The organism is Ruoffia halotolerans (assembly GCF_014049385.1).
In the GTDB taxonomy this organism is placed as follows: Bacteria; Bacillota; Bacilli; order Lactobacillales; family Aerococcaceae; genus Ruoffia; species Ruoffia halotolerans.
The window spans coordinates 65,664-81,115 of record NZ_JACAOA010000010.1 but is presented as its reverse complement, the minus strand read 5'-3'; the positions used below and the strand labels follow the sequence as shown (position 1 = coordinate 81,115).

Below are 15,452 nucleotides of genomic sequence, written 5' to 3'. Positions count from 1 at the left end.
TTATATTATATAAAATAATTTTATATAGTCATTTGCCACTTGGCTCATTTAGCTAATTTAATAAAACAAAGTATGGAGCCATCATTTTTATTAAATAATTGGAGGGTATCAATGAAGACATTAGAAATTAAAAACTTACATGTATCAATTGAAGACAAGGAAATTTTAAAAGGTCTAAACTTAACCATTAATACGGATGAAATCCATGCCATAATGGGACCAAACGGAACGGGTAAGTCAACCTTAGCAGCGGCGATCATGGGAAATCCCGCTTATACAGTGACCGAAGGAGAAATTTACTTAGACGGTGAAAATGTATTGGAAATGGAAGTTGATGAGCGTGCTCGAGCTGGGCTATTCTTAGCAGTCCAGTACCCAAGCGAGATTCCTGGTGTAACAAATGCCCAGTTTATGAAAGCTGCCATTAATTCCCGTCGTGCTGAAGATGACAAAATGAGTGTCATGGAATTTATTAAAAAACTCGATGAAAAGATGGCTATCTTAAACATGCCGGAAGAAATGGCAGAACGTTACTTGAACGAAGGCTTCTCAGGTGGTGAGAAGAAAAGAAACGAAATCTTACAATTACTGATGATTCAACCAGCCTTCGCCATCCTAGACGAAATTGACTCAGGACTTGATATTGATGCCTTAAAAGTTGTTTCACGTGGTGTGAATGAGATGCGTGGCGAAAACTTTGGTGCTTTAATCATTACGCATTATCAACGTTTACTAAACTACATTATACCGGATTATGTTCATATTATTATCGATGGAAAAATCGTTAAATCAGGTGGTCCTGAATTAGCCAAACGACTAGAAGATGAGGGATACCGTGGCATCGTTAAAGAGTTGGGCTTAGATTTTGAATTAAAAGAGTAGGTGAAACCTTTGACACAAATACCATTACATGAACAAAAAAGCTTAATTCCACAATACTCAAACGTTACTCAAGCTTTTCAAGACGCACAACAACAAGCCTTAACTGCTTGGGAAGCACTGCCCTTACCTTTTATAGAGCGTATGAGCTACCCAACGTGGGAATTATTCAACCAAGTGATTGCGAGTCCAAAAGCTAGTGCCAGTGACTTAGTTTCTACTTATAAAAACAACCTAAAGCTTTCAGATGACCAAGAATTGAGCGCCCGCATTGCTCACTGTGGTAATACGACGGATGTTGATTTTGTTCTAGCAGACTTAGTGGAGCAAGGTGTAATTATTCAAGACCTCTTCACTGCAATGAATGAATTTCCTGAATTAGTTGATGCACATCTATTCAGTGCGATTCCTGCTGCAGAAGATAAAGTTGCTGCCTACCATACAGCCTTTATGAACGGTGGATTATTCATCTATATTCCTAAAAATGTGGAAGTAAGATTACCCATTGAAGCAGTGTTACTGCAAGACAGTCGTCAAGAACTCGCCTTCAACAAACATATTTTAATTGTAGCGGATACGAATAGTCGCGTTGAATACTTAGAGAAATCAAATACGATCGGCGATAAACCCAATAGTGCAACCCTCTTTGTTGAAGTGATTGCACTTAATGGAGCAAGCGTGAAGTATGTCTCAATGGATTCACTTGGAGCAAACACGACAAGTTTCTTTCGTCGCTACGGATTGACACAGCCTGATGCGAATATTTCTTGGGCAGTAGCGGCTATGAATAATGGGGATACAATCTTAGATACCTATACCGTCTTAGATGGTAACGGCTCATCATCCAACGTTGATGTTATTAGTATCGCTAATCAATCGCAGACACAGACTATTAACACAAAGATCCTCAATGTTGGTAACAACACAACTGCCAACATCTTCCAACATGGGGTTATTCTTGACCAAGCGCGTCTAACATTCAACGGTATCGGCCATATCGTTAAGAATGCTAAAGGCGCAGATGCACAACAGGAAAGCCGTGTAATGATGCTTTCTGATGATGCCCGTGCGGATACAAACCCAATCTTATATATTGATGAGTTTGAAGTCACAGCTGGTCACGCCGCGAGTGTGGGTCAAGTTGATGAAGAGCAACTGTATTACTTAATGAGTCGTGGTTTAAAGCACGAGGAAGCTGAATACCTACTCATCCGAGGATTTTTAGGTCAAGTGATTCAAACAATGCCATCTAATAAAGTAAGACAACAAATGGTCGAGATCATTGATGAAAAACTTAAAACATTAAACCACGATTAATAAATTAACTGTATCAACTATTAGGAGGTGCCAACATGTCATTCATACCTTTAAGACTCTTCTCTCAAGAGAAAAGCCAGTCTATTCGAGCCCAATTTCCAATCTTAGAACAAAGCGTCAATAATGAACCCTTAATATACTTTGATAATGCAGCTACATCCCAGACACCTCATTCAGTTGTTGAAGCATTAGCCGACTACTACCATCATGATAATGCCAATATTCACCGCGGTGTCCATACTTTAGCCGAGCAAGCCACTCGTGCTTACGAAGGAAGTCGGCAATATATTGCGGACTTCATTGGTGCAAAGGATCCTAGTGAAGTGATCTTCACGAGTGGAACCACCGATGGGATTAATTTTCTTGCTAGAGGGCTTGTTGAAGACCAACTAGAAACCGATGATATTATTTTAACAACACCTCTAGAACATCATTCTAATCTCGTGCCTTGGCAAGAACTTTGTCAACGTAAGGGGGCAAAGTTAGAATATATGCCACTTAATGAGGATTTTCAAGTTAATCTTTCTATGTTAAAGAAAAGAAACACAGAAAATATTCGTGCCATCGTGATCCAACATGTATCCAATGTTCTTGGAGTTGAACAACCAATTCAAGCTCTTAGTGAATGGGCACGCGATCACGATATTTTACTGATTGTTGATGGCGCTCAAGCAATCCCTCATCAAGCCATTAACGTGAACGATCTTGGAGTTGATGCGTATTGCTTTAGCGGGCATAAAGCTTATGGTCCGACTGGGATTGGTGTTTGTTACTTAAATGAAAGACACCACCAACAAGCACGGCCTGTTCAATATGGTGGTGAGATGATCCACTTTGTCGGCGATTATGAGAGTAATTATAAAGACTCACCATGGAAGTTTGAAGCCGGCACCCCACCGATTGCACAAGCGATCGCCTTACAAACGGCCTTAGAATATATTAACCAAACTGGTGTTGAAGCCATTGCTCAGCATGAAGCCGCTTTGACCCAACAGTTGTACCAAGGGCTTCAAAAAATTGATGGTATTGAACTTTACCAGAGCCCTGCTATCATTGCACGCAATCCTCATGGTATTATTAGTTTCAACTTTACTACTATTCATCCCCATGACGCAGCCTCTGCTTATGATATGGAAGGTATTGCTGTGCGAGCTGGACATCATTGCGCCCAAGTATTGATGCGCAAACTTGATGTCGCGGCTACTTTAAGAGCGAGTGTTGGTATGTACAATACAGCCGCTGAAGTTGAACAATTTTTGTTAGTGACTAAGAAAATAAAGGAGTTTTTTGATTATGTCTCTATTTGATCTAACGAGTCTTTACAAAGAAGTCATTATGGACCATTCAAAGAACCCACGCCATAAAAAACCGATTGCCAATTACACTCATCGTATTGAATTATTAAACCCGACTTGTGGCGACGCCATTGTTGTTGAATTCGTACTGCATAATGACACAATTGAAGAAGTTGGCTTTACCGGTCAAGGTTGTGCCATTAGTATGGCCAGCGCCGATATGATGTGTGACACGTTAAAAAACAAAACAAAGGAGCAAGCGCTTGAGATTATAGAGAACTTTACTCATTTATTAGGTGGAGAACTGAAATCACAAGCTAAACCTTTAATGGACACGACTCAATTACAAGATATATTGCAGGATGCCTACTTGTTAGAAGGCATTAAGAAATTTCCTGCACGCTATAAATGTGGCATACTTGCTTGGAGAGCCCTTGAATTAGGCATGAGTCAAAATGCTCAGACAGAAGAAGGAATTATAGAAAGAGAGTGATACAATGAGTGACGTACCAGTTCTCGGCGATTATGAATTTGGTTTCCAAGATAATGCTGAGATTATTTTCTCGACTGGATTGGGATTAAATGAAGAGGTTATCCGAACCATTTCCCAAGAGAAGGATGAACCTGAATGGATGTTAGACTACCGATTAAAAGCTTATGAAATATATAAAAACAAACCCATTCCAGAATGGGGGCCTGATCTATCTGGAATTGACTTTAATGACATCACGTATTACCAAAAAGCAACCAACCGCCCTGTTCGTACTTGGGATGATGTTCCCGATGAGATTAAAAAGACTTTCGAACGGATTGGTATCCCAGAAGCAGAACGTGCTTATTTAGCAGGAGCGACAGTTCAATATGAATCTGAAGCAGTATATACACGTATGAAAAGTGCATATGAGAACTTAGGTATCATCTTTACGGATATGGATTCTGCCTTACGCGATTATCCTGAATTAGTTAAAGAATACTTTGGTAGTGTTGTCCCTTCAGAAGATAACTTCCAAGCAGCATTAAACAGCTCTGTATGGAGTGGTGGAACCTTTATCTATGTACCAAAAGGGGTACAAACAACTCTTCCACTGCAGACTTACTTCCGAATGAACAATGAAAAGTCTGGACAATTTGAGCGTACATTAATCATCGTAGATGAAGGTGCAAGTATTCATTACGTTGAAGGGTGTACTGCCCCAACCTTCTCATATGCCAACTTACATGCTGCCGTTGTTGAAATTGTCGTTAAAAAAGACGCTTATTGTCGTTATTCTACCATTCAAAACTGGTCAGATAATGTCTACAATATTGTGACTAAACGAGGTCACTGTGAAGAAGGCGCAACCCTGGAGTGGATTGATGGGAACCTTGGTTCTAATGTCACTATGAAATATCCAAGTGTCTACTTAAATGGACGTGGTTCTCGCGGAACCGTCTTATCAATTGCTTTCGCTGGTGAGAATCAACATCAACATACAGGAGCTAAAATCTTCCACATGGCTCCAGATACATCAAGCTCAATCGTTTCAAAATCGATTGCCAAAGACGGGGGAAATGTTGATTACCTTGGACAGGTCTACTTTGACAAGAACAGTGACCGTTCAATCTCACACATTGAATGTGACACGATTATTATGGATGAAAAGTCACGTTCTGATACGATTCCATTCAACGAGATCCACAACAGTAATGTGACCTTAGAACACGAAGCGAAAGTCTCAAAAATATCAGAAGAACAACTCTTCTACTTAATGAGTCGTGGCTTAGATGAGGCAACTGCCACTGAAATGATTATTATGGGCTTTGTTGAACCATTCGCTAAAGAATTACCACTTGAATACGCCGTTGAACTGAACCGTTTAATCGCTTATGAGATGGAAGGATCGGTTGGGTAGATTCATTAACTGCAATATCTAACACACAAAAAAGCTTGAGCAAAGACAATATAATCTGCTCAAGCTTTTTTTAACTAGATAATATGACTTATTGAAAAACACCCTATCGAGACTTTATTGATGTGGTGTTTAGGTGTCGATTTCCCATTTAGTTCCAATTGCTTGGGTGCTCAGGATAATAGGGGTCGCCGCCACATCGTGGGCCTTCATTTTCCTGGATAGTCGTCATCTCCTTAGCGAGTTATCCAATCACTAGCCAAATATTTCCCATCTTTCAAGTCGAATTCATTCGCCATATATTTTAGCCCCTTCATGTACATATTCCTTTAACGTGCCAACGCTTAATATAGTTACTTTGCTGATCCGCATCAATAATATTGACTTTGATTCCACTGGAACTCTGCACCCTATACCCTGAAGATTCTCAACTAACTTCCCACGCGCTCGCTTCATCTGAATAAAGAAATCATTGCCGATCTCTCTCCCATTGCACATCCACGTCCCATTTTCATATACATAATTCTGAAGCAAATTCTTGACTTCAAAATGAAAAACTTTACGTGACTAGATCAACATAATATCAATCTGCATACGCCCAGCAACCAGCGGAAAGTTCAAATCTGCTAAAACATCCAATTTCTGGAATCTCTGGCAACAGTATCAACAAACATTCGCCCTCACCAATAAAGCCCGTCCGGTAATTTTCCAACCGCCACTCCAAATTTTGTGGTAACTTGTAGCGGTCTCTCAAACACTCCAAAAATTGCAACTCAAATGGTTAATTCGATATAATCCGGCCTCCCTTTTTAGTCCTATATATATATACGTAAAAAAGAGTGGATTCCATTAATTTATTATTGTGAATTTTGATTTTTGGGCCTCGTGATGTTGGACGTGGCCAGTTTACTCGATATTTGGCCTTGTAAGTCTGCACGAAGCCAATTTTATCTGATATCGGGCCTCGTCAACTCACACGATGCCAATTTCCTTCAATATTCGGCCACGTCAACTCACACGAGGCCAAATCCAATCCCAAACTCATCAAAAAAGAACCACCCATCCCAGGTAGTTCTTCCATAACCCTCTCTTATCTAGAAACTTTCAGAAACCCTTTAGGCGCAGGCGACGAAAACTTCACCACTTTCCCTGTCCGCGGGTGCTCAAAGGCAATGGTTGTCGCATGCAAACCAAGGCGTTTTAAAGGATTTGTCTTAGCTCCATACTTTTTGTCCCCTGCCACCGGATGGCCGATTTCTTCCATATGAACGCGGATCTGATTCTTCCGCCCCGTTTCGAGTTGGACTTCTAGTAAACTGTAATTTACATTGCCCTGCTTCTTCGTATAATGCGTCACCGCGTGCTTACCACCGTTATCGTAGCGACTCGAATATACTTTCATCGTTTTGCTTTCAGTTAGCCAAGATTCAATCCGACCTTTGTCGCGACGCACTGACCCTTCAACAAGTGCGGTATATATACGTTCTTTGACAAGCGTCTGCCAGTTCTCCTGTAGCTTATCTTTAATGCTTTCAGATTTGGCATAAACCATCACGCCGGATGTGTCACGGTCCAATCGGTGCACCACGAAGATGCGATTGTTGCGATTGTCGGCTTTTACATAGTGCATTAATTGTCGGTAGGCCGTCGCTTCACCGTGGTCTTTGCCGGCCACGGACAAAATTCCGGCGTCCTTATCAATCACGATAATATCGTCATCTTCATGTAGAATCCGTAGACCTTCAAGCGTCTCTATCTTTTTGAAGCTCTTATTCGATAGCATCCCGACTTGATCGCCTTTTTTCAATGGATGATTGTGCTGCGTGACTGCTTTTCCATCAATAAAGAATTGACCGCGTGTCAGCATGGATTTGATCGCATTACGACTTTTGGGGGCTAATTGTTCTAACATGAATTTCAACAATTCTGTCGGTTCTTTGGCTGTATAGTAAATCATGTTGGGGTTATTTTTTTGTATCTTCACTGAACTCACCTCTTTTTCAACTTGTCTTTGTAGTATAGCAGAAAAAGTGCTACAAGTTTGGTATAATCGTAAAACAATGAAAGGTAGGCAGATTATGAATAATAACGATCGGTTAACACGCTTGCGCTATGCGTTAGATATTAAAGATAGCGATATGGTCACCATCTTTTCGATGGGTGGAGTTACCCTTACCCAAGAAGATGTTGTCCAATTATTGAAGAAATTACCTAAAGAAGATCCAACTCAAGAAAACCAATTCGTCCAAACACTCACTGATCAAGAGTTAGAACGCTTTTTAAACGGCTTAATCATCTCCCAACGCGGTAAGAAAGAAGGCGCTGGTGAGCCGAGACTTGAACTGAATCCTGGAATGCGAATAATATTTTACTGAAAAAAGTAAAGATTGCTCTCTCCCTAACCACTGACGATATTTTAGATATTTTAGCAACGGCGGGGGTTGAGATTTCTAACAGCGAATTAAGTGCTGCTCTACGCAAAGAAGGCCACCGTAATTATAAACCTTGTGGCGACCGATATATCCGTAATTTTCTCAAAGGCCTATCCTTTGAATACCGCTCTTAGAGAAAAAACCGACGCCTTATGCGTCGGTTTCTTCTTCATGTCCAATTGAAAAGACATACTTGTGCCCTTGAGACATGCTATGGTAAAAGCCTTCCCCGCTATATAATTGAAATACTTGCATACTTTGATGAAGACTATCATCAGGATAAACTTGATCAACATAAGGATTGTTCGCAAGTAGTTCCTGAAGGCGGTCTTTCCCAACTTGGCGCACTTTCCCCTCGATTCGGATCACTTGAACGAGATAGCCTTCTTCAGACATTGTGGTAATAGCGATATTTGGATTGTGCTTAAGTTGTTTATAAAAATCCGTCGTGGGACTGGTCATGAAAAAGACGCCCTGCTCGTTAGCAACGCCGATATGGGCATGTCTCGCATGCGGTTTTCCGTTCTCATCCACCGTTGCAAAGACAGCAACTTTCATATCTTTTTCCAGAATTTGCATAATATCATTTACTTCCATGTTAACACTCCTTCGCTCTTTATTTTCTTTTATTATAGCATATGGATTCGCTTTTATAAAAATATTTTATATGGATGAAATGTAACACAAATGTGAAGAGAATATGATATTTTCAAGTGGATATTGCTTTTTATTACCGATAACTGTACATTAGATATATTAATAAATGAATATGGTCTGACCATAGGGGGAAGAATGTTGAAAAAATTAATCTTATTTAGTTCTTTATTTATACTAGGCGGGTGTGGGTACTTGGACTCAGAACCACCAGCTGGGAGAACTGAGGGCTACGTACACGAACCCATCCAAGATGGAAATGATAATGAAGAAGTAGAAATACAAACAGATTCTGAATCAGCAGTTGAGACTGAAAAAGTTTCTGAAGTAGAAGAAGATTTGGAAGATGAGGTACAACTTGGTATGGCAATCTTTGTGCCAGATCCTGAATTAATGGTTTACTTGCCCATTGAAGTGGCAGAAGAAGAGCGAGATTATACAGAAGATGAGTTAATTTACTGGAATAACTTGGCGATTGAATACGGACTGCCAACTTACGATGGTGTCAGCGACTTTAACTTATTCGCTACTGCAGTGCAAAAAGCGATAGACTCTGCACAAGAATCTGTGTATGAGGAGCCTGTTTACGAAGAACCGGTATATGAAGAGCCTGTTTACGAAGAGCCGTCTTACGAGGAACCAGATTCTTCATCTGAGGAATCTTCTTATGAAGAGCCCATTGATGAAGGTTATCTACCAGAAGAAGAAACTCCAAGTAATGATTATTATAATTACGATTTCAGTAATAATAGTAATCGCAGCGATGTGTTTGGTAATGATGAAAGTGAATAGAGTTTGGGTAAGAACCGCTGACTTGGGAATTTTCCTGGGTCGGCGGTTTTTTGTGTGGATTTTGGTTTGCGGGGTGTCGAGTCGGATCACGACGCTACGGAAATTTGGTTGCGGGGCGTCGTATGGTGAAACGACACTCCGTATTTTCATTTGCGGTACGTCGAGTCGGATCACGACGCTATGGAAATTCAGTTGCGGGGCGTCGTGTGGTGAAACGACACTCCGTATTTTCATTTGCGGTACGTCGAGTCGGATCACGACGCCCCGCATTTTCAAGAAAGCTCACTGAAAACTCAAAAAACTCCCGACCTACTTCATCACTCTGATAAAGTAAGCCGGGAGGCTATTTAATTTTATCTTATTTTACATATTAAGCTACAGCTTACATCATTCCTGGCATACCGCCACCCATTCCTCCGGCCATACCCATATCAGGCGTTTCAGATGGAATGTCTGCGACAACTGCTTCAGTTGTTAATAATAAAGCTGCAACTGAGGCTGCGTTTTGTAAAGCAGTACGTGTCACTTTAGTTGGATCAACGATTCCTGATTCAATCATATTTTCGAATGTATCAGTCGCTGCGTTGTAACCAATTCCTTTTTCAGCTGCACGGATTTGTGATACAATCACTGATCCTTCAGATCCTGCGTTTTCAGCGATTTGACGAACGGGTTCTTCTAATGAACGCGCAACAATTGCGATACCTGTTGCTTCGTCGCCTTCTGCTTCAAGAGCGTTGACTGCGTCTTGCACATTCACTAAAGCAGTTCCCCCACCAGCTACAATACCTTCAGCAACCGCTGCACGCGTTGCGTTTAGGGCATCTTCAATACGTAATTTAATTTCTTTTTGTTCTGTTTCAGTAGCCGCACCGACTTTAATCACAGCCACTCCGCCACCTAATTTAGCTAGACGTTCTTGTAATTTTTCACGATCGAATTCGCTTGTTGTATCTTCGATTTGTGCACGAATTAATGCCACACGGTTGTCGATTTGTTCTTTCGAACCAGCACCTTCAACGATTGTTGTATTGTCTTTAGTTACATTAACTTTACCTGCTGAACCTAGGTGTTCTGGCGTTGCGTCTTTCAATTCGAAGCCTAATTCTTCAGAGATAACCGTTGCACCTGTTAAGATAGCTAAGTCTTCTAACATTGCTTTACGACGGTCACCAAAACCAGGTGCTTTTACTGCTACGACGTTTAAAGTACCGCGTAATTTATTTAATACAAGTGTTGGTAATGCTTCTCCTTCAATATCTTCCGCAATAATTAATAACGGACGACTTGTTTGCATTACGCTTTCTAGTAAAGGTAGCACATCTTGGATATTCGTAATCTTACGGTCAGTAATTAACACGTAAGGGTTCTCTAAGTCTGCAATCATTTTTTCATTGTCAGTTACCATGTATTGTGATAAGTAACCACGGTCAAATTGCATCCCTTCAACAACTGATAATTCAGTTTCAATTGATTGTGAATCTTCAATGGTAATAACACCGTCTTGACCTACTTTTTCCATAGCGTCAGCGATTAATTCCCCTACTTTTTTATCCCCTGAAGATACTGATGCAACTTGTGCAATCGATTCTTTAGATGAAACAGGTTGTGATAAGTTTTGTAAAGCTTCAACAGCCGCGCGCGTTGCCATCTCTATACCGCGACGAACGCCTACTGGATTCGCGCCAGCCGTCACGTTTTTCATTCCTTCACGTGCAATCGCTTGGGTTAATAATGTTGCAGTGGTTGTTCCGTCACCTGCAATATCATTCGTTTTAGAAGCTACTTCCATGACTAACTGTGCACCCATATTCTCGAAGCGATCTTCCAATTCAATCTCGCGAGCGATCGTTACACCATCATTTGTAATTGTTGGTGATCCAAATTGTTGATCTAATACTACATTACGCCCTTTTGGCCCTAATGTTACTTTAACTGTATCTGCTAAGATATCAACCCCACGTAGTAGAGCTGCACGTGCATCTTCTGAAAATCTTAAATCTTTTGCCATATAATATTCTCTCCTTTAAATTCGATATTATGCTAAGACTGCTAATAAATCTTTGTGTTCAATAATCATCAATGACTCATTGTCATGTTCAACTTCTGTTCCAGAATAATTCTTGAAGAACACTGTGTCGCCAACTTTAACGCCATCTTTTTCTTCAATCTCTGGTCCAACAGCCACAATTTCACCGTATTGTTCTTTTTCTTTAGCTGAACTTGGTAATACGAAACCACTTGCTGTCGTTTCTTCTGTTTCTGCCACTTTGATAACAACACGTTTTCCTAAAGGTTTAATCATATTATACCCTCCAAATGATTTTATTTTTATATTTAGCACTCGTTTTATTTGAGTGCTAATGGTTTAATCATATAATAGTCTAAATTGGTCAAAAAATCAAGTCATAGACTTATTTTTTTCGAAAAAAAAAGCACACCTTTTGGCATGCTTTACAATTATTTTTTTTCAAAATCAGAGAAGTCCTCTGCATCATCCATATTACTATCTATGAAGTAAATCAGCGTCTGCAACTCATTTGTTAAGTCTACATTTTGTACGCGCACATTCTTCGGCACTTCAAATCGTAACGGTGTAAAGTTCATAATACCTTTCACACCTGCTGTAATAATCCGATCAACAATTTCACCAGCCACATCTTGTGGCACTGCCAAGATAATAATTTCAATTTGTTGTTGTTCGATTTGCTCTTCCATCTCATCCATTGGATAAACTGGAACACCACGTTGAATTGTTCCAATTATGTCAGTATTTACATCAAACGCGGCTCCAATTCGAATATTGCTATTCTTCCGGAAATTGTAGTTAATCAGTGCATTCCCCAAATTACCTACACCAACCAGCCCAACCGACGTTAAGCGATCTTGATTCAAAATACGCGAGAAAAAGTCTAATAAGTGATCTACATCGTAACCGTAACCACGTTTCCCCAACGCCCCAAAATACGAAAAGTCACGACGAATAGTCGCACTATCTACTTTCACAGCTTCACTTAATTCCGTTGAAGAAATGCGCTTTTTCCCTGCATGTTGCAAGAATCGTAAATACCTATGATAGATGGGTAATCTCAAGGCAGTCGCTTTTGGTATTTCTTTTGCCATAAATTGCCTCCTCCTAGGTTTATCTATATCTAATTTTTAAGTCATGCTCATTATAGCACCCATTCACAAATTTTGTCCAAATGTAACCTTCGAGGGTTTAAATTTATTGTGAATTCTGAATCTATTTAGCTAACTTTTATATTCTAATATATTTTATAGTGAGAATAAAGCTTTTTATGTGAATTATTGTGCAAAATCTAAATTAATTCGAATATAGTGGTGGTTGTTTGTGAAAATTGGTGATTTTTGTCGGAAACGAGCACTCGAATTTTTTTCGAATGATTGTTTAGTCCGAATCGAGCACTCGAATTATTTTCGAATGATCGTTTAGTCCGAATCGAGCACTCGAATTATTTTTGAATGATCGTTTAGCCCGAATCGAGCACTCGAATTCATTTCGAGTGCTTGTTTAGCCGAAATCGAGCACTCGAATTTTTTTCGAGTGCTCGTTTATCACGGTATAATGGTCCTATGGACGTGGACAATCAGAGACATGCCCGTTTTATTCGTGGACTCAGGTTATTTCTGTCATAATAATCGTAGACAGAGTCGTAGAAAGCTAATTATTTTGTAGACAATCCGTCATGAGTGGATATTTTTAGTGGAATGAATAAAAGTAGAAAGGTGAATCAACATGGGAAAATATAGTCCAGAAGAAGTTCAAATTTTAAGTACTTCACCGTATATTGATAGTGTCAGCGAGAGGTCAGTGCTTTATGGAGATGTATTTAAACAGGAGTTTTATCTATTGACGAAGCAAGGTCATCAACCGAAGGAGATTTTTAGATCGCTAGGGATTGATCCGCTGATTGTGGGTGATAATGCGATTCGAGTTTTTACACAGAAGATGAAACACTATCAACCAAAACTAAACGAAGAGGGTGACATGATTGCGTTATCCCTCTCATACGTTGACTTAAAAAAAGAAAATGAAAAGCTCAAATTTGAGAACAAATTCTTAAAAAAAAAGAGGCTTATCGACTTGGGGATGTATCCGAAAGAGAAGTCAAACGATTCTACTTTAAAGTGATTCAAGAAACCTACGAAGCGCCGGAGAATACTATGACCATCGAAGCGCTTTGTCAGCAGTGTGATGTATCAAAAAGCGGCTACTATCGATGGAAGAAGATGACTCAGGTAAATATTGAAAAGCGAGAACGTGAAGATCAAAGGGATTTTTCGTTAGTCCTGGAGGCATTTAATTACCGGCAAAAGCCCAAAGGACAACGCCAAATATTGATGTATTTAGCTCACAATCGCACACCGATGTGTCGCAGTAAGATTCGTCGATTGATGAAGAAATTCAATTTGGTGTGTCCGATTCGAAAGCCCCGTTTTCAACGCCAAGTATCTGCGGAGTATCAGGCTGAACATGTCAAACCCAACTATGTTAAACGTGAGTTTAGAGCTTACGGACCGCGTTCCGTGCTGTTGACGGATATTACTTATTTGCCGTATGGCAGGCAGAAGTGGGCGTATTTAGCGACGGTTAAAGATGCCTTTACGAACGAAATTCTGTCCTATGAACTCAGCCCGACGCTTCATATTGCGTTTGTTTTGAAGATGATACGACAACTTATCGCCCAGCATCCGGTGAGTTTAGCGACGCAAACCCTGATTCATTCAGATCAAGGGAGTCACTTTACCAGTGTGAAATTTCAGTACCTTGTGGAGAATAATGGGTTAATTCACTCGATGTCCCGACGTGGCAATTGTTGGGACAATGCCCCTCAGGAATCTTTTTATGGACATATGAAAGACGAGATTGATCTCGCTTCGTGTGAAGATTATGAGGATGTAAAAAAGCTCATTGAAGAGTATATGGATTACTACAACAATGAGCGTTACCAATGGAACTTAGCGAAGCTAAGCCCTATTCAATATTATCAGTTTTGTACTACCAATGTCTATCCTTTAGCAGATATTTATTCAACACCTGCATTACCGCACATCAGAACGATTGAAATTGAAGAGTGAAATGCACTCAAAATATGTCTCAAATTGTCCTTGACTATAGGACCAGTTCACGGAATATCCCGGAATCGGAATTTTAGATCATCAAATGCGTCTTCCATCCGCTTCATTGGGTTAATATAGTCAGCGGTCCGGCCGCGGCTATGTACTTTGAAATATTTCTTTAGGACGTGTCGGATTGTATTATGAATGCCTTTCGTATCTTGGTAATAGTTTAGGGTTCTTCGAGTCAGCGGCTGGTCATAGTCTAGGATTGCTAAGTCGCATAGGGTTCGCAACACTGCTTTTTCTTTTGACTCGCGGTAGCCACATGACCGGCAGACGACGTGATATCTTTCGGTTCCAACATCGATCTTGTGACCACCGCACCCGCAGCACACAATTCCTCGGTAGATCTGCGTTTTGTCAACATCTACTGGGCGCACTTTTGGGAATTTCCGGCGGCTCGCTCGCTTCATTAATTTTACCGCCACTTCTTCGGGGCGCCATTTTGCTCCGTAGGTTTCTTTTTCCAATTCTTTAAAATACTTCTTGATTTGCCACCGCTTTAAATACAAGCCTTCGGTGCGTGAATCTGAGATTTGGACGGTGTCTTCTTCTTGAATGAAAACTAATTTTGTTTCGACTTCAGTCCGAATGCCCATTTCATCTAAAAGTGCTTCAAGAATTTCTCCCGCTCGTTTCATTTGGGTAAAGTAGTCTCTGGATAACTTCCACCCATTAGTGGTCCAAACGCCGTCGTGGTACTGATATTGGCTTAATAAATTTTTCACTTCAAACATGCGAATTGCGTTATTTGAAATAAGTAGTGCGTCAATTTGGGTTTCGCCGTAACGCATTTCAAAGGCTAGATCGGTCAGTAGTAGCATTTTGTTCGGCAAGACTTCGCTCACTATTTTCTCAAATTGAACTTCGCCTTGATACCCGCTTTGCATCTTTTCTAAGTGTCTTTGGTTCTCGCCGGTTAATTCGTATCTTTGAGACATAATTTCAAAATAAGCTAACTCGATTGATTTTTTCATTTTATATCACTCCTTAAAATTCCTTCTATATATAGATACGTAATTTAGGGCAGTTTCCATTTTATTATTTTATAT

General features: G+C 40.2%; 14 protein-coding genes and 1 pseudogene. 9 read left to right on the top strand and 6 right to left on the bottom strand.

The window, feature by feature from the left end; all coding sequences use genetic code 11:
• Nucleotides 1-111 precede the first annotated feature (111 nt).
• The 5 genes from sufC to sufB are packed head-to-tail and all read left to right on the top strand — an operon-like array spanning nt 112 to nt 5,383.
• Entirely contained in the window at nt 112-882 is a 771-nt protein-coding gene (gene sufC, locus HW423_RS05345; RefSeq protein WP_218930902.1) for a Fe-S cluster assembly ATPase SufC, read from the top strand.
• A gap of 9 nt (nt 883-891) precedes the next feature.
• A complete protein-coding gene (gene sufD / locus HW423_RS05340) occupies nt 892-2,196 on the top strand; it encodes a Fe-S cluster assembly protein SufD (protein WP_235956316.1) in 1,305 nt (434 codons plus the stop codon).
• Between the two features lie 35 nt (nt 2,197-2,231).
• Nucleotides 2,232-3,503, top strand: coding sequence for an aminotransferase class V-fold PLP-dependent enzyme (locus HW423_RS05335; RefSeq protein ID WP_218930901.1), 1,272 nt, complete (start codon nt 2,232-2,234; stop codon nt 3,501-3,503).
• On the top strand, nt 3,490-3,984 hold the full coding sequence (sufU, locus tag HW423_RS05330; protein WP_218930900.1) for a Fe-S cluster assembly sulfur transfer protein SufU: 495 nt from the start codon (nt 3,490-3,492) through the stop codon (nt 3,982-3,984). Before HW423_RS05335 ends, sufU begins: the two co-directional genes overlap by 14 nt.
• Before the next feature lie 4 nt (nt 3,985-3,988).
• Nucleotides 3,989-5,383, top strand: coding sequence for a Fe-S cluster assembly protein SufB (gene sufB / locus HW423_RS05325; RefSeq protein WP_218930899.1), 1,395 nt, complete (start codon nt 3,989-3,991; stop codon nt 5,381-5,383).
• 1,087 nt (nt 5,384-6,470) lie between these two features.
• Here sufB and HW423_RS05320 read toward each other — a convergent pair.
• Nucleotides 6,471-7,364: an RluA family pseudouridine synthase gene (locus HW423_RS05320; protein WP_328803125.1), complete on the bottom strand. Its 894-nt coding sequence runs from the start codon at nt 7,362-7,364 to the stop codon at nt 6,471-6,473.
• 94 nt (nt 7,365-7,458) lie between these two features.
• Here HW423_RS05320 and HW423_RS05315 point away from each other — a divergent pair.
• Nucleotides 7,459-7,946: pseudogene (locus tag HW423_RS05315) on the top strand (DUF1456 family protein).
• Between the two features lie 16 nt (nt 7,947-7,962).
• Here the strand turns inward: HW423_RS05315 and HW423_RS05310 are convergent.
• Complete coding sequence (locus tag HW423_RS05310) at nt 7,963-8,409, bottom strand: pyridoxamine 5'-phosphate oxidase family protein (protein ID WP_218930898.1); 447 nt, start codon at nt 8,407-8,409, stop codon at nt 7,963-7,965.
• Nucleotides 8,410-8,607: 198 nt separating this feature from the next.
• Between HW423_RS05310 and HW423_RS05305 the strand changes: the two genes are divergently transcribed.
• The gene (locus HW423_RS05305; RefSeq protein WP_218930897.1) at nt 8,608-9,258 is read left to right on the top strand and encodes a hypothetical protein; all 651 of its coding nucleotides are present in this window, start codon (nt 8,608-8,610) and stop codon (nt 9,256-9,258) included.
• A 382-nt stretch (nt 9,259-9,640) separates the two neighbouring features.
• Here HW423_RS05305 and groL read toward each other — a convergent pair whose 3' ends face one another.
• The 3 genes from groL to HW423_RS05290 form a co-directional block, all read right to left on the bottom strand.
• A complete protein-coding gene (gene groL / locus HW423_RS05300; RefSeq protein WP_218930896.1) occupies nt 9,641-11,269 on the bottom strand; it encodes a chaperonin GroEL in 1,629 nt (542 codons plus the stop codon).
• 27 nt (nt 11,270-11,296) lie between these two features.
• Nucleotides 11,297-11,563 (bottom strand): co-chaperone GroES, encoded by a 267-nt coding sequence (locus tag HW423_RS05295; protein ID WP_218930895.1) that lies wholly within the window; start codon nt 11,561-11,563, stop codon nt 11,297-11,299.
• 155 nt (nt 11,564-11,718) lie between these two features.
• Nucleotides 11,719-12,381 carry a redox-sensing transcriptional repressor Rex gene (locus HW423_RS05290; RefSeq protein WP_218930894.1) on the bottom strand — a complete coding sequence of 221 codons (663 nt, stop codon included), beginning with the start codon at nt 12,379-12,381 and terminating at the stop codon, nt 11,719-11,721.
• Between the two features lie 634 nt (nt 12,382-13,015).
• On the opposite strand from HW423_RS05290, the gene HW423_RS05285 reads away from it, so the two are divergent.
• Nucleotides 13,016-13,411 carry an HTH domain-containing protein gene (locus HW423_RS05285; RefSeq protein ID WP_218930893.1) on the top strand — a complete coding sequence of 132 codons (396 nt, stop codon included), beginning with the start codon at nt 13,016-13,018 and terminating at the stop codon, nt 13,409-13,411.
• Nucleotides 13,336-14,358, top strand: a complete 1,023-nt coding sequence (locus HW423_RS05280) for an IS3 family transposase (protein ID WP_218930907.1) — start codon at nt 13,336-13,338, stop codon at nt 14,356-14,358. The genes HW423_RS05285 and HW423_RS05280 overlap by 76 nt, the downstream gene beginning before the upstream one ends.
• A gap of 47 nt (nt 14,359-14,405) precedes the next feature.
• Here the strand turns inward: HW423_RS05280 and HW423_RS05275 are convergent, their stop codons facing one another.
• A complete protein-coding gene (locus HW423_RS05275; RefSeq protein WP_218930892.1) occupies nt 14,406-15,377 on the bottom strand; it encodes a nuclease-related domain-containing protein in 972 nt (323 codons plus the stop codon).
• Between the last annotated feature and the right edge of the window lie 75 nt (nt 15,378-15,452).

Excerpts from the sequence above, each read along its gene's own strand:
- sufC (WP_218930902.1), top strand. The coding sequence starts at position 112 with ATGAAGACATTAGAAATTAAAAACTTACATGTATCAATTGAAGACAAG.
- HW423_RS05335 (WP_218930901.1), top strand. The coding sequence starts at position 2,232 with ATGTCATTCATACCTTTAAGACTCTTCTCTCAAGAGAAAAGCCAGTCT.
- sufU (WP_218930900.1), top strand. The coding sequence starts at position 3,490 with ATGTCTCTATTTGATCTAACGAGTCTTTACAAAGAAGTCATTATGGAC.
- sufB (WP_218930899.1), top strand. The coding sequence starts at position 3,989 with ATGAGTGACGTACCAGTTCTCGGCGATTATGAATTTGGTTTCCAAGAT.
- HW423_RS05310 (WP_218930898.1), bottom strand. The coding sequence starts at position 8,409 with ATGGAAGTAAATGATATTATGCAAATTCTGGAAAAAGATATGAAAGTT.
- groL (WP_218930896.1), bottom strand. The coding sequence starts at position 11,269 with ATGGCAAAAGATTTAAGATTTTCAGAAGATGCACGTGCAGCTCTACTA.
- HW423_RS05295 (WP_218930895.1), bottom strand. The coding sequence starts at position 11,563 with ATGATTAAACCTTTAGGAAAACGTGTTGTTATCAAAGTGGCAGAAACA.
- HW423_RS05290 (WP_218930894.1), bottom strand. The coding sequence starts at position 12,381 with ATGGCAAAAGAAATACCAAAAGCGACTGCCTTGAGATTACCCATCTAT.
- HW423_RS05285 (WP_218930893.1), top strand. The coding sequence starts at position 13,016 with ATGGGAAAATATAGTCCAGAAGAAGTTCAAATTTTAAGTACTTCACCG.
- HW423_RS05275 (WP_218930892.1), bottom strand. The coding sequence starts at position 15,377 with ATGAAAAAATCAATCGAGTTAGCTTATTTTGAAATTATGTCTCAAAGA.